Source organism: Brevundimonas sp. AC546, from assembly GCF_979258305.1.
Window position 1 is genome coordinate 852,861 of record NZ_OZ409849.1, and the last position, 23,483, is coordinate 876,343.

Consider the following 23,483-nt stretch of genomic DNA (forward strand, 5'->3'; position numbering starts at 1 on the left):
CATGGTGAACCGGCTCTCCATTGTCGTCATTAGTTGCATATTGATTTTGGGAGCTAGTCTACCCGACGGCCAGCCGCTTTTGTTCATTAGCTAACTTCTCAATTTTGTCTCCACCTTCCAGCCGCATACGCACTCACTTCGCTGGAATAACCGCGCCCTCATAGGTGCGGTTTATGTAGTCCTTGATAGGTTGGCTGGTCAGGGCTTCGGCCAGGGCCTTGATGCGCGGGTCGTCGCGGTTGTCGGCGCGGGTGACAAGGTAGTTCACATAGGGGCTGTCGCCGCCTTCCAGAGCCAGGGCGTCGTTGCGGGGGCTGAGGTCCGCGTCCAGCGCGTAGTTGGTGTTGATCACCGCCAGATCGACCTGATCCAGCACGCGCGGCAGGGTCGCGGCTTCCAGTTCGCGGAAGCGAAAGCCTTTGGGATTGCCGCCGATGTCGGCGACCGTCTGCAACGGATCGGACCCCTTCTTCAGGGTGATCAGACCGGCGGTCTGGAGCAGCAGGAGCGAGCGGCCGGTGTTGGAGGCGTCGTTCGGCAGGGCGATCTCGGCGCCGTTGGGCAAGGCGGCCAGCGCCTTGTGCTTGCGCGAATAAGCGCCCAGCGGCTCGACGTGGACGCCCGCGACGGTGACCAGGTTCGCGCCCCGCCCGGCATTGAATTCATCCAGATAGGGCTTGGTCTGGAAATAGTTGGCGTCCAGCCGTCCTTCGGCCAGCTGGGTGTTGGGCTGGACGTAGTCGTTGAAGACCACGATCTGCAGGTCGATCCCCTCCGCCGCCAGGATCGGCTTCACCTGTTCCAGGATTTCCGCATGGGGAACGGCGGTGGCGCCGACCTTCAGCGGCCCCTCCCCATCCGCCGCCTGACGACCGCAGGCGGTCAGGACGAACAGGGCGGCGGTGAGAATGAGCGAGCGACGCAGCATGGAGAAACCTTTGACTTAGCGGTGCGAGACCCTAGCGACCCAACGGTCGCCGAACACTTGCAGAATTTGTACGATCACGAGCAGCAGAACTACGGTCACCACCATGACGTCGGTCTGGAACCGTTGATAGCCGAAGCGGATCGCCAGATCGCCCAGACCGCCCGCGCCGACGACGCCCGCCATGGCCGTATAGCCCACCAGGGCGATGGCGGTGATTGTGGCGCCCGCGATCAAACCAGGCAGCGCCTCGGGCAGCAGGACGCGCCTTACGATCTGCCAGGTGGTTCCGCCCATGGCCTGGGTCGCCTCGATCATGCCGCGCTCGACCTCGCGCAGGGCCGTCTCGACCAGACGCGCATAGAAGGGCGCAGCGCCCACGACCAGAGGCGGAATAGCCCCAGCGACGCCCAGCGACGTGCCGACTAGCAGCACCGTTACCGGCAGCATGACGATCAGCAGGATGATGAAGGGTACTGAGCGCAGCACATTGACCGTAAACGACAGCAGCGCATGGACGACCCGGTTCTCCAGGATCCGCCCCCGCCCCGTAGCGTAGAGCGCGACGCCCAGCGGCAGGCCCAGGATGACGGTGATCACCAGCGACGCGAACAGCATCAACATGGTGTCGCCGGCCGCCTCGGCGACCGTGGTCCAGTCGATATTGGATCCGAACATCACGACACCACCTCCACCTCGACGCCCTCGGCGCGCAGCCGGGCGATGGCGACCTGGGGATCTCCGCCCGCCAGCGAAACCTCCAACTGGCCATAAGCCTGATCGCGGAACCGGCCGATACGGCCCGCCAGGATGGCGTGATCCACGCCGGTCTCGCGCGAGATCCGGCTCAGCACCGGCTCGAAGGTGCGTTCGCCCCGAAACACCAGGCGCGCCACCGTGCCGCCGACCGGACGCGGCGTGGCGGTGCGGGCCTCGCCCTCGGCCAGCAAGCTGCGGGTCGCGGGAGCCTGGGGGTGCAGGAAGACATCCGCCGTCGCGCCCGTCTCGACGACCCGCCCCGCCTCCATCACCGCCACACGGTCGCACACGCGGCGCACCACCTCCATCTCGTGCGTGATCAGGACCAGGGTCAGGCCCAGGTCGCGATTGAGTGCGTCCAGCAGGGCCAGGATTTCCTCGGTGGTCTCGGGATCCAGGGCGCTGGTCGCCTCGTCGCACAACAGGATACCGGGTTCACAGGCCAGGGCACGCGCGATGCCGACGCGTTGCTTTTGGCCGCCGGACAGGTGGGCGGGATATTTGCGGGCATGTTCGGTCAGGCCGATCCGCTCGATCAGATCGTCCACCCGCCGGGCGACCTCGGCCCGCGACCGACCCTCCAGCACCAGCGGCAGGGCGATGTTGTCGCGGATCGTGCGGCTGTGCATCAGATTGAAATGCTGGAAGATCATGCCGATCCGCCGACGTGCCTTTCGCAGGGCCGCCGGCTTCAAGCCCGTCAGTTCCTCGTCGCCGACCCAAACCCGGCCCACATCGGGACGTTCGAGCAGGTTGATGGTCCGCACCAGGGTCGATTTGCCAGCGCCTGATCGGCCGACCACGCCGAACACCTCGCCCGCCGCCACGGTCAGATCGACGTCGTCCAGCGCCGTCCGCGCGCCCGCCGCGCTGCCAAACCGGCGCGTCACGCCTTCCAGTCGGATCATGGATATTCCTGATTAGGTGGGATGGCCGAGTTCAGTGCGACGGCGCGATCTGCGAAGCAAGAGTTGGGCTGTGACGAACCGACTCCCACGGTATCACAGTTCGTCCGTGACCACGGCGTCGGCCGCCGCCTCGGCGCGCAGCCAGGCGACGAAGGCGTGGGCCTCCGGTCGTAATACGCCGCGACGCGTCACCATCCGATACGCCATGTCGGTGGCCAGATAGCCGTCGGCGAATGGCGCCGCGAGCCGGCCAGATGCGAGATCGGCTGCGACGAAAGCCTTGGGCGCCAGGGCCACACCCCGCCCGTGGACGGCGTCCTCGATGGCGAAGGCGGTCTGGTCGAATCGGGGGCCCGCCGCCGCGTCGATCTTGTCCAGCTTGCGCGATTTCAGCCACGCGGCCCAGTCGGGACGAGGCTCCTCGAACGTGCTGCGTCCGACGTGAATGAGCGTGTGTTTCGCCAGGTCGGCTGCGGTTCTCAGGCGCGGCAGCAGGGTCGGGCTGCACACCGGGATCACGCCCGCCTCGACCAGGATTTCTGTCCGCACGCCGGGATAATCGCCCCGACCATAGCGGACCGCGACATCCGCGCGCCCGCCCGCGATGTCGGCCAGCTTCATATCGGCGGATATCCAGACCTCGATCTCGGGGTGCTGGGCCGAGAACCGGGTCATGCGCGGCACCAGCCAGCGCACGGCGAAGGACGGCGGGACGCTAACCGACAGGGATTGCCGCATGGACGGACCATAGATGAGATCGGACGCCCGCTTCATATGTTCGAACCCGTCGCGCAGCACGGGCAGCAACCGTTCCCCCAGGTCCGTCAACACCAGACCGCCCGGATCGCGGCGCAGCAACGGCGTCCCGGCGTGATCTTCCAGCAGCCGGACCTGCTGGCTGACCGCGCCCGGCGTCACGCCCAGCTCTTTTGCGGCCAGGGACACGCTGGAAAGTCGGCCGACCGCCTCGAACGCCTTCAGAGCATTGAGCGGCGGCATTCTGCGAACATCGGATGTCTCGCTCATACGCCCGCCCGTCCGCAGGCGATGGGACGATGGCCAATGCGCTCAGGGCAGAGGGCGTTGCGGGCGACGACGGGCATGAACGGGTAATTCCAGGCTGCTGAACAATGTGTAGAAATTCTTCTCCGAAATGAGAAGACCATCTTTCACAGCCAAGACAGACGCCATCGGCTTACAGTTTTTCTTCTAGGCGTCGGGTCGATGCAAAAAAGACCGCGCCCGGGGATAGCAGGCGCGGCCTCAGTGCAAGAATGAGCGTTTGCGAGAAGCCCATGTCTCTTTCTAGTCGGCAGCGGCGCAGCGATCACGCCAGAAGGATTGAGCCTCGTTTCAGGTTTTCTGCGTCAGGTGACCACGCGTCGCGCCTGGCCCAGACGGTCGGCTGCCTGATCGAGAATGGCGTCGTCCTTGGCGAAACAGAGCCGCACGATGTTCCGTGTCGTCGGCGTCCGCTCGAAGGCGGACAGGGGAATGGCGGCGACCCCGAAGTCCGCAACGATCCGCTCACAGAAGACTTCGTCGTTCATCGACACGCCTGAGGCCGCAAGATCCAGGCACAGGAAATAGGTGCCTTCGCTGGGCGTCACGGCATAGCCCTGCGCGACCAGAGCCTGGGTCAGCCGATCCCTGGACCGCGCTAGATCCCGCCTCATCGCGTCGAACCAGTCGACGGGCCAGGACAGGCCGAAGGCCACGGCGGTCTGAAGATTGGGCGGGGTCGAGAAGGTCAGGAACTGATGCGCCTTGGCGACGGGCGCCATCAGGTCGGGCGCCCCGCAGGCGAAGCCGACCTTCCATCCCGTCAGCCCGAACATCTTGCCCGCCGAGCCGATCTTGATGACCCGGTCCGCCATGCCGGAGGCGGTCAGCAGGGTCAGATGGAGACGTCCGTCGAAGACCACATGTTCCCACACCTCGTCGCTGACGACGATCAGGTCGTGACGTATGCAGACCCCCGCCAGCGCCGCGATCTCTTCGGCGTCGAACACCCGCGCCGCGGGGTTCAGGGGATTGTTGAACAGCACCATCCGCGTGGCCGGCCCCACCGCCGCCTCCAGCGCGGCCTCGGTCAACCGCCACACGGGCGGCGCCAGCGACACCGCCCGAACGACGCCACCGGCCCTTTCGATCAGCGGGCGATAGGCGTCATAGGCCGGTTCGAAGATTACCACTTCGTCGCCCGGCCGCACATAAGCCAACAGGGCGGCGGCGATGGCCTCGGTCGCCCCTGAGGTCACCACCACCCCATCAACGGACAGGTCCACGCCCTGCAGACGACCATAGTGTTCGACCACCGCCTCGCGCAGAACCGGGTCGCCGCGAGACGGCGCATACTGGTTCGATCCATTCAGCACCGCATCGGCCGCCAGCCGTCGCAACACCTCCGGTCCCGGCGCATCCGGGAAGCCCTGCCCCAGATTGATCGCCCCATGCTGGCGGGCGAGACCGGACATCCGCTCGAAGACGGTAACCGGCATGTCGGCGAAGACGTGATGTGCGTTCATGACCTCACCCAATCTGGTCGCGCTGGTTCTGACAAGCCTGACCGGAAGGGATGATGCAGCCTTTAGGTTTCCTTCCTTCCGCCTCAACCGATCTCGATTGCACGGCGACTGCTCCGCGCGCCTGATGAAGACCTCAAGACGCGCGTTTGGAGCCCCTCATGTCCGCCAAGCCCCTCGCTCAGCCCATCCGCCAAACGGGAGCCGCATCTTTCGACCGCGTCCGTGTCGCGGTGGCCTGCGCCCCGCATGGCGGCTGGACGATCCACATGCCCCGGCGGGTGGATGCGGCGTCGCGGCCGGATCGCTGATCGACGGCGATCAAGCGATCCGGACCGTCGGACCTTACCGCCGCTCGGTCGGCGTCAGATAGTTCGACAGGAACAGGGCGTTGATCAACAGCCGCTCGGTCCCCAGCCAGTATTTGCGGTGCGCAGGATCGTCGGCGAACAGCACCACATTACCGCGCCCCGCCCGAACCGTCTGAGCCCAGACCGATCCGGCGGCCGCCTTGCGCAGATCCTCGGCCAGATAGCCGTTCACACGCGGTTGATCCTCGATCCGAACGACGTTGGCGAAAGGGTCTTCCACCGGCCTCAGTACGACATCCGTCTCCTTGTTCACCACCAGCGAACGGCCGGACAGGCCAAAGGCGAGTGGATGGGTGACGTCCACATCGGCTGACAGCGCATTCCCGGAGGTTCGCTGTTCCGACAGATAGTCGCGTCGATCCGCGAAGTCCCGACGCACGGCCGGCGTCGCCTCTGCGTCTCGATCCTCGTCGGGTTTCGCGCCCGACTTCGCCAGCCCCTTCTCGATGGCCCAGGCCGAGGCCGTGCCGTAGGTCACCAGCGAACCGCCGCCTTCGACCCATGACTTCAGGGCGGCGATGCGCCGTTCGCTCCAGTCGTCATAGGCGCCGCCTGCGAGCACGATGCTGGTGTAGTCGTCCAGTCGAACGGTTCCGATCTGCGACGGATCGAGCCGGGTCGCGGGCCAGGCCAGACGTTCGCTCAGCGCAAACCAGGTCGAGCCGATCTCGGTAGCGTTGACGCCTTGGCCCATGATCAGGGCGATCTTCGGTGCGCGGATGCGTCGCACGCTGTCGCTGCCCAGATCCACGCCCGAGACGCTCTGACCGGTCGCCAGGCTCCAGGCGTCGACGCCGGCCTGTCGCGCCGCCACGTCCACCAAGGTGCGCAGGGCGGCGGCGTCCTTGGTCTGGCCGGCCGTGGTAACGACCAGGCTGCCGCGTTCAAAGGTGGTCTCGCCTTCCGCCGTGCGTGCGGTGAAGGGCTGGAACGCGGCGCGGACCGCCACACCTTCCTTAAGCAAAGCGGACAGGACGGCGGGCGCGTTCAGGTCGCGCCAGTCGATGGCGTAGGCATAGGCGGCGTCAGCGCCCTTCACGCCCCCGGTATGGCGCTGAACCGATGTGACCAACTCGCCCAATTGCGGCGCCCGGCGAGCGCGTCCGACCGCCAAGCCATAGGCGTCGGCGATTCCATAGGAGGTGCTGCCATAAACGCTGCCCTTCACCTCCGGCGTCGGCTCGAAGATCGCATGCACCAGCCGGAACTGGGGCTGGGCCGAGGGCACGACATAGGCGCTGTCGGGCTGGAAGGTACGCCCATCAATGGTCACGGCCGAGGCCAGGCGATTCACCTGGATATGGTGCTGTTGCAGCAGCTTCAGCGTCTGTGTGGTCAGGCTCGGATTGGCGGGGTCGCCGAAGACAAAGGCCGCATGTTCATGCCGTCGCCCCTGTTCCACCGCCGAGCGGAAGAAGTCGCGTTGAAGATTGCGCAGATAGTCCCGCTGCTCGACCGCGCCTCGAATGGTCGCCAGGCCGACGGCGGTCTGGTTGCGGATGGTGAAGCGAAACTCCAGCGGGCCGTTGTCGGTGTCCTGCACCAGACCGCGTGAACTAGCCTGTTCGACCGTGACCCCGACCCCGCCGTGGAAGTCGGGATAGGTCGAGCCGTAGACCGGCGAGAAGTTGTCGAAATTCTCCTTGGTGTAATAGAGCGATCCCAGCCCATCCAGCGCCTGGGCGTGATAGCGGGCCAGCACGACATTGGCCTCATATGACGCGCGCGGCAGCAACGGGCTTTCCATGCTGGCCGGCGACGGTTCGAAATAATAGGTGCTGCCCGCGCCCATCTCGTGGAAGTCGATCTGCACGTTGGGCCGCCATTGGTGGAACACCTCCAGCTTGGCCGCCGTCTCGCGCTGGGTGACCGCCAGCCAGTCGCGGTTCAGGTCGGTGAAATAATGGTTGGTCCGCCCGGCCGGGAAGGGTTCGACGTGTTCCTTGTCGGCCGGGTCGCTGACCGGCGGATTGCTGGCCCACGCATTGTGCCAGTTGGCGGCGCGATCTCGGCCGTCGGGGTTCTGCACGGGATCGATCAGGATGACCGCCTTGTCGAGCCAGTCGCGCGTCTCCGCCCCCTTTCCCGCGACCAGATAATAGACGGTCAACAGGGCCGCCTCTCCGCTGGAGGTCTCGTTGCCGTGAACCCCGTAATAGAGACCGACCACTACCGGCGCGGTCGGATCGGCCGCCGCCGACGTATCCGCAGCACGGGCGTGCGCGGCCTTCACGGTCTCGATCTGCGCCTGATTGGCCTCCGAAGTGACGATCACCTCCAGCAGCGGCCTATCCTCATAGGACCGGCCGATCTCGCGCACCGTGATCCGGTCCGACAGGCGGTCGAGTTCGCGCAGATACTCCACCACCCGGTCATGCCGCGTGTAGCGCGAGCCGATCGGATAGCCGAGGAACTGCTCAGGGCTGGGTATGGCGGGATCCAGATCAGACGCGGAGGCGGCCGGGAAATAGTAGCTGGTCTGGGCCAGGACCGGCGCGGGCGTCGTCGATAGGACGCCGGCCAGGGCGGCGACGGCGACGCCGCGCAGCAGGGTGTTCAACATGATGAAGCGATCCAATGACGGGGAGGACAAAATCTAGAACCGGTAGTCGAAACCGATCCGGAACTGGCGTCCCCGAAGGTCGTACTGGCTGAAGTCGTAAGGCGCGCGAATGCCAGGGAAGGAGCCGTCATAGGGCGGCTGTTCGTCGGCGATGTTCTCGATTTTGGCGTAAATCTTGGCGTTCTCCAGCCCGGACCAGCCGAGATAGAGATCGACCTGGTTGTAGGCATCCACGCTGGACTGGCCCGTCACGATCGGGACCAGATCGTAGCCGCTGGTGTAGTACCAGGTCAGGTCCGCCTCCAGATCACCCTTGGACCAGCCGGCGCGGGTCGTGGCCTTGTCGGCCGGCAGACTGGCGCCCCGGTTCGTGCCCGCATAGTCGACCAGCGGCCCGCCGACGGTGACCGGACGACGATAGTCGATGACGTGGGTGTAGGTGGTCTGCAGGGCGAAATCGCCCCAGCGGTCGGTGCGCCAGCGCTGGCTCAGCTCGACATCCACCCCCGAAGTCTTCAGCTCGCTCAGGTTCTGATAGCGGTTGTAGACCGCCACCAGCTTGCCGCGCCCATCGCGAATGACGTCCGCAGGATTGTTGGCCTCGACGATGCTGGTGGTGTTGTTGGTGCCGACTAGATGATCCAGCTCGACCCGATACCAGTCCACGCTGAGGATAGTGTCGCGCGTTGGGGTGACGACAACGCCGAAATTGTAGGAGCGCGTCTTTTCCGGCTCCAGGTCGGTGTTGCCGACGGTGAAGAAGGTCGGGCTCTGTCGCGAACCGGGGATGTCGGGATCGAAGGGATCGACGACCGAACCATAGGAGATGTTGGTCGAGGCCGAGTTCTCCGACAGTGACGGCGCCCGAAAGCCGCGCGACGCCGAGGCCCGAACCAGCACCGCATCATGGGCGCGCCATCGCACCCCGACCTTGGGCGAGAAGGCCTCGCCGAAATCGCTGTAGTGGTCGCCGCGACCGGCGATCTGGACGTCCAGATTCGACAGCACCGGCACATTGGCCTCGACATAGACGGCCGCCACGTCGCGCTCGCCGTCTACCGCCGCGATGGCCGGCCGCACCTGCAGGCCCGCGTCGATCTCGCGCGGATTGCGCGATTCCAGCAACTCGTGCCGGTACTCGATCCCCGCCGCATAGCCGATGGGACCGGCTGGCAGGTCGAACAGTTCGCCCGAGATCTTGAAGTCCGCCCCATAAAGTTTCGAATCCGCCGGGCGCAGGGTGCTCAACCGGATGCCGTCGAGCACGGCCTGCGGCGTGGCGTTCGGCTCCCACAGGTTCAGGCTGCCGTTCGCCAGGGCGTCGGCCAGGGTGAAGCGGTTGGCGAAACCGGCGGCGACCCGCTCGCGCTCACGGCTGGCGCTGGCGAAGACGGCGATTTCCCAATCGAAGCGATCGCCAGTCCCGCGCAGTCCGCCCAAGGCGCGATAGGCCTGGGACGTGTTGGTCTTCAACGACTGGCCCAGATCGAAGAAGGTGTATTCGATCGGAACCGCCGTCCCGTAGGGATTGTAGGGATTGTTTGCGGGCAAGAGGTTCGACACCGGCTCGGCCAGACCCGTCTGGGCGTTCAGCGCGAACCGACCGGCCTCCAGCGTGAAATAGGGACTGGAGCCGAAGATCGAGGTCCCCTCGATATGGCTGTAGAGCAGTTCGCCGAAAGCCTCGATCCCCGGCGCGACGCGGGCGGTCGCATGGACGTAGGCCTGATAGCGATCCGTCGACGGGATCAGGGTCGTATAGGGCGCCAGGTTGATGGCGCAGGTGTCGCCCGCCAGGCCATCGATGGGCGCGCTAGCGGTCAGGACCATGCCCTGCGGGCAGTTGCCCTGCGCATCCACGAACGGAACCGAGGCGCCGTTGATCAGGAACCGCGCGCCCTTGGCGCTCCAGCCATTCCAGCGACCGCCTGGCCCGGAATAGATTCCGGATTTGGTCAGGTCTCGCTCGTCCTGATCCAGACGTTCGCGCGTATAGGCCTCCAGGCTGACCAGCACATTGAAGCCGTCGTCCTCCAGATTGCCGTAACCGCCGACGATCTTGCCCTGCCATGTGTCCAGCCCGCCGGCGTCCGACGTGCCGTAGCTGCCGCCGACCTCCAGCCCTTCGAAATCCTGGCGGGTAATGACATTGACCACGCCGGCCACGGCGTCCGAACCATAGACGGCCGACGCCCCGTCCTTCAGCACCTCGACCCGCTGTGTCGCGACCATCGGCAGGGCGTTCAGATTGACGAAGGTGTCGGACAGCCCGCCTGACGGGAAGCCATAGTTGGCGACGCGGCGCCCGTTCAGAAGCACCAGAGTGTTTTTCTGCGACAACCCCCGCAGGCCGATGCCCGCCGAACCCGAGGCCCAGCCGCTGTTGCTGGTCTCATTCGAGGAGTTGCCGGTATTTGCCGAGATCGAGCGCAGCAGGTCGGCGACCGTGACCTTGCCGGAGGTGTCCAGTTCCTCGCGTCCGATCACCTGAACCGGATTGATGCCCTCCGCCGCCGCACGTCGAATGTTCGATCCGGTGACGACGACGTCCGCGACGGTCGCGCTCTCGGCGGACGGCTGGGCGGGAGGAACAGACTGGGCATGCGCAAGCACAGGCAAGCTTAAGATCGCGGCGCTGGAAAAAAGCGCCGTGGCGTATTTTGACATGAAGAGGCTACGTGGGAAAGCTGCGGGAGGACCGCGAGCTAAGCCGCAATTTCGCCTCAAGCCTCGTCAGATCGACTAAAGCCGCCGTAGAAAATCTAAACTGAACGCTCCCATGATCCGCGCTGCGGGTTGATGATCGGACGGGGACGCTGCGGCAAGCCGACCTTTTCAGGGTCCGCTACGAGTCGAGGCCGTGTAAAAACGCGCGGACCTGGTTTGAACCAGAGCAGGCATTGAGGCGCGCAGCGCCATTCTTTCAGGCTCTGATCGCTTCCATCAGAGGCTTGACGCCCAGCACCGCGATCACCCGCTTCATGTTGTAGGCCAGGATATGGAGTCCGATCTCGGTCTTCACGTTGGGCAGGCGCTTCATCAGGAAGTGGGTGTGACCCATCCAGGCCTTGATCGTGCCGAACGGGTGCTCGACCAGGCTTCGCCGTTCACGCATGGCTCGGGGCCTCAGGTCCATCCGGGTTTGCAGGGCATCGATCACCGCCTCATGCTCCCAGCGGGTGACCTTGCGCTCGACCGCAGGCGTGCACTGAGCCTTGATGCCACAGCCTGTGCAACTGGCCCGATCCCAGTATCGATGCAGCGTCATGCCTCTTTCGACGACGGTCATGTGGTACGGAAGCAGGGAGCCGGCCGGGCAACGGTAGACGTCTTGATCAGGCAGATAGACGAAGTCCTGCTTGCCGAAGCGTCCATTCGCCTTTGCGCCCGACGTCAGCGTCTTTGGCACGAAGGGCGTCGCGCCCAGGGCCTCACAGGCCAGGATCTCCTCGCCGGAGAAGTAGCCTCGGTCCGCCAGCACATCGAGCCTTTCCACGCCCATGGCGTCCTTGGCCTGACCCGCCATGTTCGCCAACTGTTGCTTGTCCGAGCCGGTCATCACCACCTCGTGGGCGACGATCAGGTGATGCTCGCCTTCTACGGCGGACTGGACGTTGTAACCGACGATGCCGCTGCCCCGGCCTGATGTCGCCATGGCGCGAGCGTCGGGATCGGTCAGGGAGACCTGGCCGTCCGGCGACGCCTCCACCTCGGCTTCCATGGCCTTGAGCATCGCCATCTGGGCGCGGAGCCGATTGATCTTCTCGACCAGCCTCACCGACCGTGCCTCCACGCCATCCCCCTCGTGCCGATCGGCCGTATCGAGGTCCTCGAGGTAGCTGGCGATGTGCTCGGCAACCTGCTCGATCCGCCGCTTCACCTTGTAGACGGTGAAGTTCTTGTCGCGGGTGTTCACCGCCTTGAACTTGGAGCCGTCGATGGCGACCAAGGCCGCGCCGAACAGGCCAAGCTGGCGGCACAGAACCACGAACTGCGCACAGGCCGCCTGGATCGCCGGACCATTCTCGCGGCGGAAGTCGGCGATGGTCTTGTGATCCGGCGCCAGCCGCCCCGTCAGCCACATCAGCTCGACGTTGCGCTGCGCCTCACGCTCCAGACGGCGGCTCGACTGCACTTTGTTCAGATAGCCGTAGACGTAGAGCTTCAGCAGCATGGCCGGGTGATAGGCCGGTCGGCCCGTCGCCGCCGGTGTCATGCCCTCAAAGCCCAGACCCTTCAGATCCAGCTCGTCCACGAAGACATCGACCACCCGGACCGGATTATCCTCGGCCACATAGTCGTCGAGACACTCGGGAAGCAGCGTCTGCTGCCGGCGATCTGCACCCTGAACGAAGCGGCTCATACCCACCTCCTGCTGACCGCAAGAGGCTAACCTAATTCGCTCGATCGGGAGGCGTTTTCACACAGCCTCGGTCGGGAGCGGTATTTTAATCGCACCCCATGCCGATATTTCAGCGGGGAGTTACGAGTTGGGACCGAGGTAGGCACCAGAAACTGGATCAAGTGCCGAAACACTGATACCATTTACGTTTTCGGTGACGGATGGCGGAGACGGAGGGATTCGAACCCTCGGTACCCCTTACGGGGTACGACGATTTAGCAAACCGTTGCCTTCAGCCACTCGGCCACGTCTCCTGCGACGGCGTCGATAGCGGAGGCTGATGCGTCGCGCAATCCGGTTCGGGCGAAAGTGTCCACGTTAACGCGACATAGAGGCGAAAGCGTCAGTATAACGCCCGTTCTTCGACCCTGGATCGCCCTTTGCTCGACCGCCCCGCCACTCTCGCCGCCGAAACGCCGCCCAAGGGTCGCGCCGCGCGTGGCCCATTCCGGCCCGAGGTATGGCTGAATGCGCGCGAACGCTCGGCCGTGCGCCTGTCGGCCCACTATTTCAGGCTCATCGATGTGCTGGTCATCGTCGGCTTGACGTTGGCGGCGGCTCTGGCGGTCCAGCCGACGAACCTGGCCGCCATGATGATCGGCGATGCGGCGCCGCTGGCAGCCGGCGCTGTCGTGTTTCTGGCCCTGTTGCGCGCCTTTCAGCTTTACCGATTCGGTCGCGGCACCCCTTGGCCTCTGCATCTGGCTGGCGTCGCGAGCGTGGGCGTAATCTCGACCGGCGTCGCCCTGATCCTGGGATGGCTGCTGGATCGGCCAGCTCTGGACGTGGTCGCGCCCTGGGCCCTGACGACGACGGCGGCCCTGATCGTGCTGCATGGGCTGTGGCTGGCGGTAATCGCCCGCTGGCGGCGTCTCGGCGCCCTGTCGCCCAATATCGTCATCGTCGGCGCGACGCGGAACGCCAGGATTCTGATCGAGCGGGCGCTGGAGCGGCGCGACATGAATGTGCTGGGCGTGTTCGACGACCGCCTGGCCCGCTCGCCCGACAGCGTCGCCGGCGTGCCGGTGCTGGGCGACGCGAACGCCCTCATGACCCACCGCATGACCCCCTATGTGGACCGGATCGTCCTGGCCATCGACCCGAACGCGGGCCAGCGGATGCGCGACCTGACACAGCGTCTGAACGCCCTGCCCAATCCATTGACGGTGCTGGTCGATTCGGAGCTGGGCGGCGACGGGGTGCTGAACCGGCTGGCCAATGCGCCGCTGGCGTCGCTGGACGGGCCGGTCGATCCCGATAGGCGGGCTTTCAACAAGCGGATGCAGGACCTGCTGGTCGGCGCGATCGCCCTGATCGTCGCCGCACCCGTCATGGCCCTGGTCGCCCTGGCCGTCCGACTGGACAGCCCCGGCCCGATCTTCTTCCGCCAACGTCGCCACGGCTTCAATCAAGAGACCATCGTGGTGTGGAAGTTCCGCTCCATGCGCCACGAGGCCGCCGACGCCACGGCCAGCCGCCAGGTCTGCCCCGGTGACGACCGCGTCACCCGCGTCGGCCGGTTCATCCGCGCCACCAGCCTGGATGAATTGCCTCAGATCTTCAACGTCCTGTCGGGCGAGATGTCCCTGGTCGGCCCCCGCCCCCACGCCATCGGCATGAAGACCGGCGAGACCGAATCCGCCCTGCTGGTCGCCGAATACGCCCACCGCCACCGCATCAAGCCCGGCATGACCGGCTGGGCCGCCATCAAGGGTTCGCGCGGCCCGGTGGACACGGAGGTCCAGGTCCGCGAGCGCGTGCAACTGGACATCGAATACATTGAGCGCCAGTCCTTCTGGCTGGATCTATGGGTCATCGCCGTCACCATCCCCGTCCTGCTGGGCGACCGGGCGGCCGTGCGTTGAGCGAGAAGCGCATGTTCTGGCGCGGCGTCTGGGGCTATCTGCCGGCCCAGATCGTCCAGGGAGTGGTCGGTTTCCTGACCATCTTCGTCTTCACGCGCCTGCTCAGCGCCGACGACTTCGGCCACTACGCCCTGGCCTTTTCGGTCACCACCCTGGCCCACACCGTGACCTTTAGCTGGCTGGAGGCGTCGATGGCGCGCTTCTGGGCGACCGAGCGCACGCCCGAGGGCTTGGCCGCCCATTTCGCCAGCCTGTACCGCACCTCCTTCGCCATCATCTCCGTCTTCACCCCCATCGCCGCACTGGTGGTGTGGCTGGCGCCCCTGCCGCCCGCGCTCAAGATCGCCGTCGCCTTCGGCCTGGCCGGCGCGCCGGTGCGCAACCTGGCCAAGCTGGCGCAGGAGCGTTTCCGGGCGGCGGGCGAGGTGTCCAAGGCCGCCCGCGTCGACATCGGCGTCTCCATCCTGGGCTTCCTGGTCGGGGCCGGGTTCGCCGTCGCCGGGGCCGGGGCAGCATCGCCCCTGCTGGGCCTGGCCATCGCGCCCCTGTTCGCCCTGCCCTTCATCCTACCGGGCGAACTGCGCCAGACGACCGGGGGAACCGTCGATCGCGGGCGGCTCAAGGCCTATGCCGTCTACGGCTATCCGATCGCGGCGTCGCTGACGCTGGCCGTGGTTCTGGCCTCGACCGACCGCTTCCTGCTGGCCGCCTTCATGGATGCGGGGGCTGTCGGCGCCTATCACGCCAGCTACAGCCTGGCGAACCGGACCCTGGACGTCATCTTCATCTGGCTGGGCGCGGCCGGGGCGCCGGCCATGGTCATGGCGCTGGAGCGAGGTGGTCGCGAGGCGCTGCGCCAGACCGCGTTGGAGCAAGGATCGACCCTGATCCTGATCGGCCTGCCCGCCGCCGTGGGCCTGTCGATGGTGGCGCGGCCGATGGCGGAGCTGATGATCGGCCAGGATCTGCGCGCCGCCGCCGCCCTGGTCACGCCCTGGATCGCGGCCTCGTCCTTCCTGTCTGGCATGATCGCTTATTATTTCGGCTTCGGTTTCACCCTGGGCAAGAAGACAGGCCTGCTGCTGGTCACCATGGCCATTCCGGCGCTGTGCAACGTCGCTTTGAACCTGATCCTGATCCCCCGAATGGGCGTCGTCGGCGCGGCCGTCTCCACCGCCGCCAGCTTCGCCATCGGCCTGATCGCCTGCCTCCTGCTCAGCCGCCGCGCCATCGCCCTGCCCATGCCGTGGGAGGCGCTGATCCGCTGCGGGATCGCGTCGGCCGTCATGGCCGGGGTCGTCTGGCTGCTGCCGCCCATCGGCGGGTTCGTGGAGTTGATGCTGGACGCCGGCGTGGGCGGCCTCGTCTATGCCGTCGTGGCCCTGACCCTGAACGCCGCCGGGGTCCGTGACGTGCTGCTGCGCCTGATCCGCGCGCGTCGCAGCGTGCCGGCATGAGCGCCCACATCCACGACAACGCCGCCTGGTCGCAAGCCAGGCCGACGATCTCGGTCCTGATTCCCTTCCTGCGCGACGATCCCCAGGCCTTGCTGCGTCAACTGGATACCGGGGCCAACGCCCTGTCCGGAGCCGTCGAGCTGATCCTGCTGGACGACGGCACCGCCGACGCCGATCTGACGGTCGGGCTTCAAGCCACCATCGACACGCTGCGCCTGCCCGTGCGCCTGATCAGCCTGGCCGCGAACGAGGGCCGGGCCAGGGGTCGCAATCGCCTGACCACCGCCGCCCGGGGCGACGCCTATCTGTTCCTCGACAGCGACATGCGGCCCGATACGCCCGTCTTCCTCCAGACCTGGCTGCGCCTGTTCGCCCAGGATGCGCCCGCCGTGGCCTTCGGCGGCTTCTCTCTCGATCAGGCCCCGACCCACGCCCGGTTCGCCGTCCACCGCGCCCTGTCCGGCGCCTCGGAATGCCTGCCGGCGTCCCAGCGCGCCCTGACGCCCGAGAAATACGTCTACACCTCCAACCTGCTGGTGCGCCGCGACGTCTTCGCCGCCGAATCCTTCGATCCCGGTTTCAGCGGCTGGGGCTGGGAGGATGTGGAGTGGGCCATGCGCGTCTCGCGTCGGTTTCCCGTCGTCCACATCGACAATCCGGCCACCCACATGGGCCTGGACACCGTCGAGGACCTGGCGCGCAAGTTCGACCAGGGCGCCGGCAACTTCGCCCGCGTCGTCGCCCTGCACCCCGCCATCGTCCAAACCTATCCCAGCTACAAGGCCGCGCGCGCCCTGAAACGCCTGCCCGCCCTGCCCCTGGCGCGCCGCCTGATGAAGCGGGCCGCCCTGACGAAGATCCTGCCGGTCAAGGTCCGCGCCTTTGCGCTGAGGCTCTACCGCGCCGCCGTCTATGCGGACGCCGTCTGACCATGCGCGACGTCGCCGTCATCATTCCGACCTTGCGTCGTCCCTACAGCCTGGAGCGCGCCCTGCGTTCCGTCTTCGCCCAGACCGGATCGCTGCACCGCGTCGCTTCAATCGTCGTCGCCGACAATGACCCGCAAGGTTCCGCCGGCGTCCTGATCGAGCGCCTGCGCGGCGAGGCGCCCGTCCCTCTGACCTACGCCCACGCTCCCGTGCCCGGCGTGGCGACCGCACGCAACGTCGGCCTGTCCGTGACCGACGCGCCCCTGATCGCCTTCCTCGACGACGACGAGGCCGCCTCCCCCGGCTGGCTCGCCGCCCTGCTGGACGCGCAAGGCCAGACCAGCGCCGATGTCGTCTTCGGCCCCATTCGCGGGCGTGTGCCGGCTGACACCGGCTGGACCACCACCTATCTGGAGCGGTTCTTCGGCCGCGACGGCCCGAACGAGACCGGCCTGACCGAAACCATCCACGGCTGCGGCAACAGTCTGATGGTGCGCGCGACCGCCCTGCCCGGCGACGCGCCCTTCGATGTCGCCATGAACGAGACGGGCGGCGAGGACGACCGGCTGTTCACCGCCCTGTCGGCGCGCGGCGGCCGTTTCGGCTGGGCTGCAGAGGCCTGGGTGGACGAGTTCGCCCCGCCCCACCGCGCCACCCTGAACTACGCCCTGACCCGCGCCTTCGCCTATGGTCAGAGCCCGACCCAGATGGCCGCCGACCGCCGCGACTGGCTGGGCGTCGTCAAATGGATGCTGGTCGGCCTGGCCCAGACCGGCGTCTGGGGCGCCGCGTCTCTTATATCGGCCCTGCTGCGCCGCGCCGACCGCGCCCACACCTACGACCGCTGCGCTCGAGGCCTCGGCAAGGTCTTCTGGACCAAGGGTTTCGAGCCGAAACTCTACGGCGCGGCAATGCTGTCGCGTTCGGACTGAGGTCTCTCACTCTCCTCCCCGTCATCCTCGCCCTTGTGGCGAGGATCCATACTCCCGGTCTCAGACTGGAAGCACCGGGCGTATGGATCCTTGGGACAAGCCCAAGGATGACGAAGTAGGGACAGGCCTCAGCCCGTCAGCCGCTGCAGGAAACTCGGCGGCTTGTATGTCGATCGGTTCATCACAACCCCGGCGATACGTCCACCAACGGCCTCGATCTCGTCGCGCAGGATGACCGGGGCGCTTGCCGCCGTGCTCTCGGCCGCGACGACCAACACCGTCATATCGACGAAGGGCGCCAGTATGATCGCCATATCGTTGCGGTCGGCGGCTGGGGCGTCGATGACGATGGTGTCTGCATGAGGCCGCAGGGCCTCCCAATAGCGGGGCTCTCCGACCGCCTCGACCCGATGCCCGGACCGCAGCGCCTCCATATGGAAATGCGTCACCCACAGCCGGCCGCCCAGGCACGACCGCGCCGTCAGCAGTCGCGAGTCCGGCACCGGCTTGCCGTCGCGCCCGGTAACGCGCGGCGTCACGGCGTAGAAGCTGGAGCCGTCTGGCGAGGCCTGCGCCGCCTTGCCGATCTGGCCGAAGCGATCCGGCTCGGCGGACACTGACTCAAGCTGCCCCTGCTGGGCCAGGTCGCCGTCGATCAGCCACACGGGCTTGCGCGCCCGCACGGCCGCCAGACGGGCGAACTCGCGCGCCACGGTCGAGACGCCTTCGCCAGTCGCGGCCGACGCGAACTGGATGACGCGCGCGCGATGCGCGGGCGCCGGTCCCAGCGCCGCCCAAAGGCCCGCCATTTCTGAAGTCAGATCGACCATCGAATCGCCAAGGCGCTCCCTAAGCCCTCAGCCTAGCACGACTTTCGCTAGGCCGCCTTGGCGGGCGCGACGGCCAGGACGGGCATGTCCAGCGTGCGGCTGACCGAGGCCGGCGTCGTGAACCCGCGCCGCGTGAACACCCGCAGCAAACCGACGCACAGGGCGGTGAAACCCGCGAACAGGAAGACCGCCGCCAGCAGCGGGATCTTCAGGCTCTTGCCCGTCGAGGGCGGTTGGGCGCGTTCGATGACGGTGACATTGTCGGCGCCGGCGGCGACCAGGGCGTTGTCGGCACGGCTCTGGGTCTCGCGCTGCTGGAACTCGCGGATCGAGGCGCTCAGCACTTCCCGATTGCCGGCCAGGGTCGAGTTCTCGGATTCCAGGGCCGTCAGACGCGCCTGTCGCGAGCGGATGTCCGCCAGTTGTCGGTCCAGGACCGACAGACGCGCCGCCAGCGAATCCCGCTCGGCCCGCGTATTGATCCGCGTCGTCTCCAGCTCGGTCCAGACGGGGTTCGGCCCCGTGCGGACCTCCTTGGCCCCCACCGCCGTTCCTGTCGCGACATAGGCCTGGAGCTGGTTGATCCGCGCCTCGATGTCCCTCACCGGCTGGGCGTCGGGCTGATAGCGCGACAGCAGTTGCTCGCGCTCGGTGCGCAGTTGCAGCACCTGGTCCTGGGCCGAAATGTTCAAGTCCTGCTGCAGCGCCACTTCAGCCGGCGTGCCCGCCTGCTGCGCCACCAGGGTGTTCAGCCGTTGGGCGGTCTGGTTCAACTGGCTCTGCGTCGACATGCGATCGGTGAAGACCGTCTGATACGTCGCCGCCAGCGTCGCCTTGGCGGCGGCGAAATCACCGATGTCGTTGGACGACAGGAAGGTTTCATAGGCTCGGTCCGCATTGCCCAATTCGTCCTCGAAAGCGGCGCGCTGGGTGGCGATGGCCGGCGTCTTGTCGCGGAACACTTCGCGGCGATAGACCAGATATTGCTCGATAATGGTGTTCAGCACCCGCGCCGCCCGTTCAGGGTCATCGGCCTTGTAGCTGAGATGGATCACCGCACTGCCCGGCGCCGTGGCGACGCCCAGGCTGGTTCCGATCACGCGGCGCGCGGCGGCCTCGGCCTTCTGCGGATCGCCCTTGGGCTGTTCACCCAGGATGGCGGCGGGACCCAGCGTCTCGACCACCTTCTGGCGTACGGCGCCGGAACCCAGAATCGCGGCTTCGGAGTTGGCGACCTCGTCGCCCTGCGGCGCCTGTCCCCGATCGGCCGTGCCGACGCGCGGCTGGTAGACGTATTCCTGGCCCACTCCGGCGAAGACCGATCCGGTGGCGGTATAGCTTTTCTTCAGCGTCATCGCCGCCGCGAAGCCCAGCGCCAGGATGACGACGAACACCACGATCATCAGCAACAGCTCGCGGAACAGCAGGCCGATGACGTCCAGCACGCCATAGCGCGGTCTTGCCGTGACGTGTGCCGTGGAACGCATAGAGCGGGCCGAATCCCTTGAAAGGCTTGTTCCAGCCACCCTTCGCCCACCGGCGTTAACCGATGATTACCCATAACCGGCGACGTTGGCTCAAATCTCCTCGTCGAGGCCGACCGATTCTCATGCTGTCAGATCGCCGCCTGTTCCTGCTGACCCTGGGTTCAGCCTCCCTCGCCGCCTCGCTGACGGCGTGCGCCAGCGGTCCGCAGCGCGTCGAACGCCCCATGAACGGAGACTTCCCCGGCATTCCCTTCGCCGACTGGACGGATCAGGAGCCGGAATATCTGCTCTACCCCGGCGACGAGATCGAGGTGGCGACCCCCACGGCCTCGGAACTGACACGCACGGTCAAGATCGGCCCCGACGGCCGGATCGCCCTGCCCCTGATCGGATCGATCATGGCGGCGGATCGCACCCTGCCCGAGTTGCAGCAGGTGGTTTCGACAGCCTATGCGCCGCAGCTGGTGCGGCCGACGGTCGAGGTGACCTTGCGCCAGGCCGGCCCGATCCGCGTCTGGGTCGACGGCGAGGTCCGCACGCCGGGCGTCTTCGAGATGATCGGCGATCTGGACGCCTATCAGGCGGTCATTCAAGCTGGCGGCTTTGCGCCGACGTCAAGATCGGACGGCGTGGCCCTGATCCGTCGCGGTCCCGGCGGATCGCGCATGATGCGGGTGGTGGACCTGCGTCCACGTCGCGGCGAGGTCGTCGCCCTGCGCCGAGGCGACATCATCTTCGTGCCGCGCTCGACCCTGGGCGAACTGGCCGCCTTCTTCACCCAGGTGCGCGCCGCCCTGCCCATCGGCTTCAGCTATTCGATCAACGGATCGAACGGCAGCGGCTTCGCCCAGTTCTAGAAGGTCGCCTCAAGCGACCAACTGAACCACGCCCTGGTCGATGTAGCGCCGTGCGGCCTTCTGGGCCTCGGCGATCTCCTCGCGCTCCATCTCCATGCTCATCTCGCGGCGATAGACGCGCGCCTCGATCGAGCCCTTCATGGCCGCCAGGTTGAAGATCATATGGGCCGACACGCGGTCCATAGGACAACCGCCCGAACCGGCCGAATACATCATGCCCAGTTTGAACAGGTCGTCGCCGGACATGTCCGGGGTCGGCAGCGGCAGACCGTCTTGCGGGGCCTGCAGGTCGTGCGCCAATTCTTGCGCGGTCATCACCGTATCTCCTGATCGGGCGCCATTCTGGGCCCGCCTCTGAGACGCCATCAAATACCGCCGGTTTGAAGTTAAAGTTAACGCCAAACGCCGTCGCCCAGACTTTTCAGTAAAGCAGAGATGAATACTTCCGGTGGGATTCAGCACTCGGAAATCTCTGCGAAATCTCTCGTTCACACCTCGCTCGCGCGATGGACGCAGCGTCCGGACCGCTTTCGGAACCTGACACAGCCGTTCAGGACGCGTTCAGGCGGGCGGACCGAACTTCAGCATCATTAACGGGTCGGTTCGGCATCTCCGTCGTCGGCCCAGAATGGAGCACGAAGATGAACCGCCTCACCAAGGCCGCCGTCGTCGCCATCGCCCTGTCGACCACGGCCGTGCCGATGCTCGTCCAGGCGCAGGATCGCGACCGCCGCGAATATCGTCAGGATCGCCGCGACGACCGACGCGACGACCGCCAGGAACGCCGCAACGACAACCGCGACTGGCGCAACGGCCGGTACGACAACCGCCAGGACTACCGTCAGGACCGCCGCGACGACCGTCGTGATTATCGGGCCGAACGCCGTGACGACCGCCGCGACTGGCGCAACGACCGCTGGGACCGCAACAATCGCGACTGGTGGCGCGGGCGCTCCGACTTCCGCGGCTACAATGGCCCGCGCGCGGGCTACTGGTATGCGCCCAGCTACGGCTACCACCGCGTCGAGCCGCGCTACAGCAACTACCGCTGGCGCACGGGCGGCTACCTGCCCAACCAGTATCGCAGCTATTATGTGCGCGACCCCTATGTTTACGGCCTTCGCGAAGCCCCGCGCGGCTATCGCTACGTCCACGCCGGCAACGACATCCTGATGATCGCCGTCGCCAGCGGCCTGATCGCCAGCGTCCTGTCGGGCGTTTACTAGACGCGCGCGAGTCTGGACTCATGAACCCCGCAGGCTTCGTCTGCGGGGTTCTGCTTTTTGACGCAGCCTATTGATTGCTAACGATGTTCAGCCTGGGTTCATCGACACGCCCGCATCATCGTTTCAAGCCGCCGGAGAACCGGCGTGCAGGAACCAAAGACCATGAAACGCCTCTTGATGGCTTTCACCGCCATCGCCGCCGTCTCCGGCCCGCTCGCAGCGCCCATTCAGGCTCTCGCGCAGGAACAGGCCCAGCAGGATCAACCGCGTCGCGAAGGCCGCGCCCGCGGCATGAACCGCCCGGAACGTCCCCAGATGGGCCGCGAGGATGCGCCTCGCCAACCGCGTGCCGAACGCCCCAGCCGACCTGAAAACAACACGCCCCGCCCCGAGCGCCCGTCTGGCGGCGAACGCCCCAACCGTCCCAACACTGGCGGCCAACGCCCCGATCGTCCGAACAACGGCAGCCAGCGCCCGGATCGTCCTGAGGGTGGCTGGAATCGGCCTGAGCGTCCCAACACTGGCGGCCAACGCCCCGATCGTCCGAACGCCGGCGGACAGCGCCCGGATCGTCCTGAAGGCGGATGGAATCGGCCTGACCGTCCCAACACTGGCGGCCAACGCCCCGATCGTCCGAACGCCGGCGGACAGCGCCCTGACCGGCCCGAAGGCGGCTGGAACCGGCCTGATCGCCCTAACACCGGCGGCCAACGCCCGGATCGTCCTGGCAATGGCTGGAACCGCCCCGACCGTCCGAACGCCGGGGGTCAACGCCCCAACCGCCCCGGCTCAGGCTGGAACAACGGTCGCGACCGCGACCGCCAGCACCGCGAGTTCCGCCAGCGTTTCAACGCCGACCAATGGCGGCGCGAGTTCTATCGCAACCACCGCTCGGACTGGTGGAGGAACGACAACCGGTTCAGAGGCTACAACGGCGTTCGCGCCGGCTTCTATTTCGCACCGGGCTGGGGCTATTACAGTGTCCCACGCTCGTATTGGAACCGCACATGGTCGGTCGGCCAGTATCTGCCGGACACCTTCTGGCGATATCAGCTGAACGACTGGCGCACCTACGGCCTGGGCTATCCGCCCGAGGGCACGCGTTGGGTTTCCGTCGACAACACCATCTATCTGATCGACGAATACGACGGCTATATTGTCGATGTCATCCGTGACGCTTGGCGCTGGTGATCGCCTGACGATTTGGAAATCAAAGCCCGACGGCCCCCGGCCGTCGGTCTTTTTCGTCCTTCGGCGCGGCTGCCCACGCCCGAACGTGGCGCTCCCGTGACCTTGAAAGGCTGCGCCGCGACCTCATGCGCGAATGTATCGGCATGTATCCACCCCCCGGCGCGAACACGTCTCTCCCGGTAATCGAAAGACGACCTCGAGCATCCAGCTCCCAAAACGACTTCACGGAACGGGGACGAAAAACGGCCTCGTTAGG

Annotated in this window: 19 protein-coding genes and 1 tRNA gene; 8 read left to right on the forward strand and 12 right to left on the reverse strand. The window is 66.4% G+C overall.

Annotated elements, in window-relative coordinates; translation table 11 throughout:
* Window positions 1-133: 133 nt before the first annotated feature.
* The 5 genes from ACZZZD_RS04265 to ACZZZD_RS04285 all read right to left on the reverse strand — a co-directional run bounded on the left by ACZZZD_RS04265 (window position 134) and on the right by ACZZZD_RS04285 (window position 5,120).
* A complete protein-coding gene (locus ACZZZD_RS04265) occupies window positions 134-928 on the reverse strand; it encodes a MetQ/NlpA family ABC transporter substrate-binding protein (protein ID WP_463432943.1) in 795 nt (264 codons plus the stop codon).
* A gap of 15 nt (window positions 929-943) precedes the next feature.
* Window positions 944-1,603 carry a methionine ABC transporter permease gene (locus ACZZZD_RS04270; RefSeq protein WP_463432945.1) on the reverse strand — a complete coding sequence of 220 codons (660 nt, stop codon included), beginning with the start codon at window positions 1,601-1,603 and terminating at the stop codon, window positions 944-946.
* Window positions 1,603-2,592, reverse strand: a complete 990-nt coding sequence (locus tag ACZZZD_RS04275) for a methionine ABC transporter ATP-binding protein (RefSeq protein ID WP_463432947.1) — start codon at window positions 2,590-2,592, stop codon at window positions 1,603-1,605. The genes ACZZZD_RS04270 and ACZZZD_RS04275 overlap by 1 nt, the downstream gene beginning before the upstream one ends.
* A 93-nt stretch (window positions 2,593-2,685) precedes the next feature.
* The gene (locus ACZZZD_RS04280; RefSeq protein WP_463432949.1) at window positions 2,686-3,591 is read right to left on the reverse strand and encodes a LysR substrate-binding domain-containing protein; all 906 of its coding nucleotides are present in this window, start codon (window positions 3,589-3,591) and stop codon (window positions 2,686-2,688) included.
* A gap of 368 nt (window positions 3,592-3,959) precedes the next feature.
* Window positions 3,960-5,120 carry an aminotransferase gene (locus ACZZZD_RS04285; RefSeq protein WP_463432951.1) on the reverse strand — a complete coding sequence of 387 codons (1,161 nt, stop codon included), beginning with the start codon at window positions 5,118-5,120 and terminating at the stop codon, window positions 3,960-3,962.
* Between the two features lie 158 nt (window positions 5,121-5,278).
* Here ACZZZD_RS04285 and ACZZZD_RS04290 point away from each other — a divergent pair, with 158 nt between their 5' ends.
* A complete protein-coding gene (locus ACZZZD_RS04290) occupies window positions 5,279-5,428 on the forward strand; it encodes a hypothetical protein (RefSeq protein ID WP_463432953.1) in 150 nt (49 codons plus the stop codon).
* Window positions 5,429-5,462: 34 nt separating this feature from the next.
* Here ACZZZD_RS04290 and ACZZZD_RS04295 read toward each other — a convergent pair whose 3' ends face one another.
* The 4 genes from ACZZZD_RS04295 to ACZZZD_RS04310 form a co-directional block, all read right to left on the reverse strand.
* Window positions 5,463-8,051, reverse strand: coding sequence for a M14 family zinc carboxypeptidase (locus tag ACZZZD_RS04295; RefSeq protein ID WP_463432955.1), 2,589 nt, complete (start codon window positions 8,049-8,051; stop codon window positions 5,463-5,465).
* Between the two features lie 33 nt (window positions 8,052-8,084).
* Window positions 8,085-10,664, reverse strand: coding sequence for a TonB-dependent receptor plug domain-containing protein (locus tag ACZZZD_RS04300; RefSeq protein WP_463432957.1), 2,580 nt, complete (start codon window positions 10,662-10,664; stop codon window positions 8,085-8,087).
* 310 nt (window positions 10,665-10,974) lie between these two features.
* Window positions 10,975-12,414, reverse strand: a complete 1,440-nt coding sequence (locus ACZZZD_RS04305; RefSeq protein WP_463432959.1) for an IS1182 family transposase — start codon at window positions 12,412-12,414, stop codon at window positions 10,975-10,977.
* A 201-nt stretch (window positions 12,415-12,615) separates the two neighbouring features.
* Window positions 12,616-12,707: transfer RNA gene (locus ACZZZD_RS04310), tRNA-Ser, on the reverse strand.
* A gap of 126 nt (window positions 12,708-12,833) precedes the next feature.
* Between ACZZZD_RS04310 and ACZZZD_RS04315 the strand changes: the two genes are divergently transcribed.
* From ACZZZD_RS04315 to ACZZZD_RS04330, 4 genes are read left to right on the forward strand one after another with little or no spacing between them, the layout of a single operon-like run.
* Window positions 12,834-14,318, forward strand: coding sequence for an exopolysaccharide biosynthesis polyprenyl glycosylphosphotransferase (locus tag ACZZZD_RS04315; RefSeq protein WP_463432961.1), 1,485 nt, complete (start codon window positions 12,834-12,836; stop codon window positions 14,316-14,318).
* A gap of 11 nt (window positions 14,319-14,329) precedes the next feature.
* On the forward strand, window positions 14,330-15,775 hold the full coding sequence (locus tag ACZZZD_RS04320; protein WP_463436081.1) for an oligosaccharide flippase family protein: 1,446 nt from the start codon (window positions 14,330-14,332) through the stop codon (window positions 15,773-15,775).
* The gene (locus tag ACZZZD_RS04325; RefSeq protein WP_463432963.1) at window positions 15,772-16,704 is read left to right on the forward strand and encodes a glycosyltransferase family 2 protein; all 933 of its coding nucleotides are present in this window, start codon (window positions 15,772-15,774) and stop codon (window positions 16,702-16,704) included. Before ACZZZD_RS04320 ends, ACZZZD_RS04325 begins: the two co-directional genes overlap by 4 nt.
* Before the next feature lie 2 nt (window positions 16,705-16,706).
* Window positions 16,707-17,636 (forward strand): glycosyltransferase family 2 protein, encoded by a 930-nt coding sequence (locus ACZZZD_RS04330; protein WP_463432965.1) that lies wholly within the window; start codon window positions 16,707-16,709, stop codon window positions 17,634-17,636.
* A gap of 128 nt (window positions 17,637-17,764) precedes the next feature.
* On the opposite strand, the gene ACZZZD_RS04335 is transcribed toward ACZZZD_RS04330, so the two are convergent.
* On the reverse strand, window positions 17,765-18,466 hold the full coding sequence (locus tag ACZZZD_RS04335) for a P-loop NTPase family protein (RefSeq protein ID WP_463432967.1): 702 nt from the start codon (window positions 18,464-18,466) through the stop codon (window positions 17,765-17,767).
* Between the two features lie 47 nt (window positions 18,467-18,513).
* Complete coding sequence (locus ACZZZD_RS04340) at window positions 18,514-19,953, reverse strand: GumC family protein (RefSeq protein WP_463432969.1); 1,440 nt, start codon at window positions 19,951-19,953, stop codon at window positions 18,514-18,516.
* A gap of 122 nt (window positions 19,954-20,075) precedes the next feature.
* Here ACZZZD_RS04340 and ACZZZD_RS04345 point away from each other — a divergent pair, with 122 nt between their 5' ends.
* A complete protein-coding gene (locus tag ACZZZD_RS04345) occupies window positions 20,076-20,810 on the forward strand; it encodes a polysaccharide biosynthesis/export family protein (protein WP_463432971.1) in 735 nt (244 codons plus the stop codon).
* Window positions 20,811-20,819: 9 nt separating this feature from the next.
* Here ACZZZD_RS04345 and ACZZZD_RS04350 read toward each other — a convergent pair whose 3' ends face one another.
* Window positions 20,820-21,125: a sel1 repeat family protein gene (locus ACZZZD_RS04350; RefSeq protein WP_135195394.1), complete on the reverse strand. Its 306-nt coding sequence runs from the start codon at window positions 21,123-21,125 to the stop codon at window positions 20,820-20,822.
* Window positions 21,126-21,451: 326 nt separating this feature from the next.
* Between ACZZZD_RS04350 and ACZZZD_RS04355 the strand changes: the two genes are divergently transcribed.
* On the forward strand, window positions 21,452-22,036 hold the full coding sequence (locus ACZZZD_RS04355) for an RcnB family protein (protein WP_463432973.1): 585 nt from the start codon (window positions 21,452-21,454) through the stop codon (window positions 22,034-22,036).
* Between the two features lie 162 nt (window positions 22,037-22,198).
* Window positions 22,199-23,227, forward strand: a complete 1,029-nt coding sequence (locus tag ACZZZD_RS04360) for an RcnB family protein (protein WP_463432975.1) — start codon at window positions 22,199-22,201, stop codon at window positions 23,225-23,227.
* The last annotated feature ends 256 nt before the right edge of the window (window positions 23,228-23,483 follow it).

Coding starts and splice junctions, on each gene's coding strand:
- ACZZZD_RS04265 (WP_463432943.1), bottom strand. CDS start 928: ATGCTGCGTCGCTCGCTCATTCTCACCGCCGCCCTGTTCGTCCTGACC.
- ACZZZD_RS04270 (WP_463432945.1), bottom strand. CDS start 1,603: ATGTTCGGATCCAATATCGACTGGACCACGGTCGCCGAGGCGGCCGGC.
- ACZZZD_RS04275 (WP_463432947.1), bottom strand. CDS start 2,592: ATGATCCGACTGGAAGGCGTGACGCGCCGGTTTGGCAGCGCGGCGGGC.
- ACZZZD_RS04280 (WP_463432949.1), bottom strand. CDS start 3,591: ATGCCGCCGCTCAATGCTCTGAAGGCGTTCGAGGCGGTCGGCCGACTT.
- ACZZZD_RS04285 (WP_463432951.1), bottom strand. CDS start 5,120: ATGAACGCACATCACGTCTTCGCCGACATGCCGGTTACCGTCTTCGAG.
- ACZZZD_RS04290 (WP_463432953.1), top strand. CDS start 5,279: ATGTCCGCCAAGCCCCTCGCTCAGCCCATCCGCCAAACGGGAGCCGCA.
- ACZZZD_RS04295 (WP_463432955.1), bottom strand. CDS start 8,051: ATGTTGAACACCCTGCTGCGCGGCGTCGCCGTCGCCGCCCTGGCCGGC.
- ACZZZD_RS04305 (WP_463432959.1), bottom strand. CDS start 12,414: ATGAGCCGCTTCGTTCAGGGTGCAGATCGCCGGCAGCAGACGCTGCTT.
- ACZZZD_RS04320 (WP_463436081.1), top strand. CDS start 14,330: ATGTTCTGGCGCGGCGTCTGGGGCTATCTGCCGGCCCAGATCGTCCAG.
- ACZZZD_RS04325 (WP_463432963.1), top strand. CDS start 15,772: ATGAGCGCCCACATCCACGACAACGCCGCCTGGTCGCAAGCCAGGCCG.
- ACZZZD_RS04330 (WP_463432965.1), top strand. CDS start 16,707: ATGCGCGACGTCGCCGTCATCATTCCGACCTTGCGTCGTCCCTACAGC.
- ACZZZD_RS04335 (WP_463432967.1), bottom strand. CDS start 18,466: ATGGTCGATCTGACTTCAGAAATGGCGGGCCTTTGGGCGGCGCTGGGA.
- ACZZZD_RS04340 (WP_463432969.1), bottom strand. CDS start 19,953: ATGCGTTCCACGGCACACGTCACGGCAAGACCGCGCTATGGCGTGCTG.
- ACZZZD_RS04345 (WP_463432971.1), top strand. CDS start 20,076: ATGCTGTCAGATCGCCGCCTGTTCCTGCTGACCCTGGGTTCAGCCTCC.
- ACZZZD_RS04350 (WP_135195394.1), bottom strand. CDS start 21,125: ATGACCGCGCAAGAATTGGCGCACGACCTGCAGGCCCCGCAAGACGGT.
- ACZZZD_RS04355 (WP_463432973.1), top strand. CDS start 21,452: ATGAACCGCCTCACCAAGGCCGCCGTCGTCGCCATCGCCCTGTCGACC.
- ACZZZD_RS04360 (WP_463432975.1), top strand. CDS start 22,199: ATGAAACGCCTCTTGATGGCTTTCACCGCCATCGCCGCCGTCTCCGGC.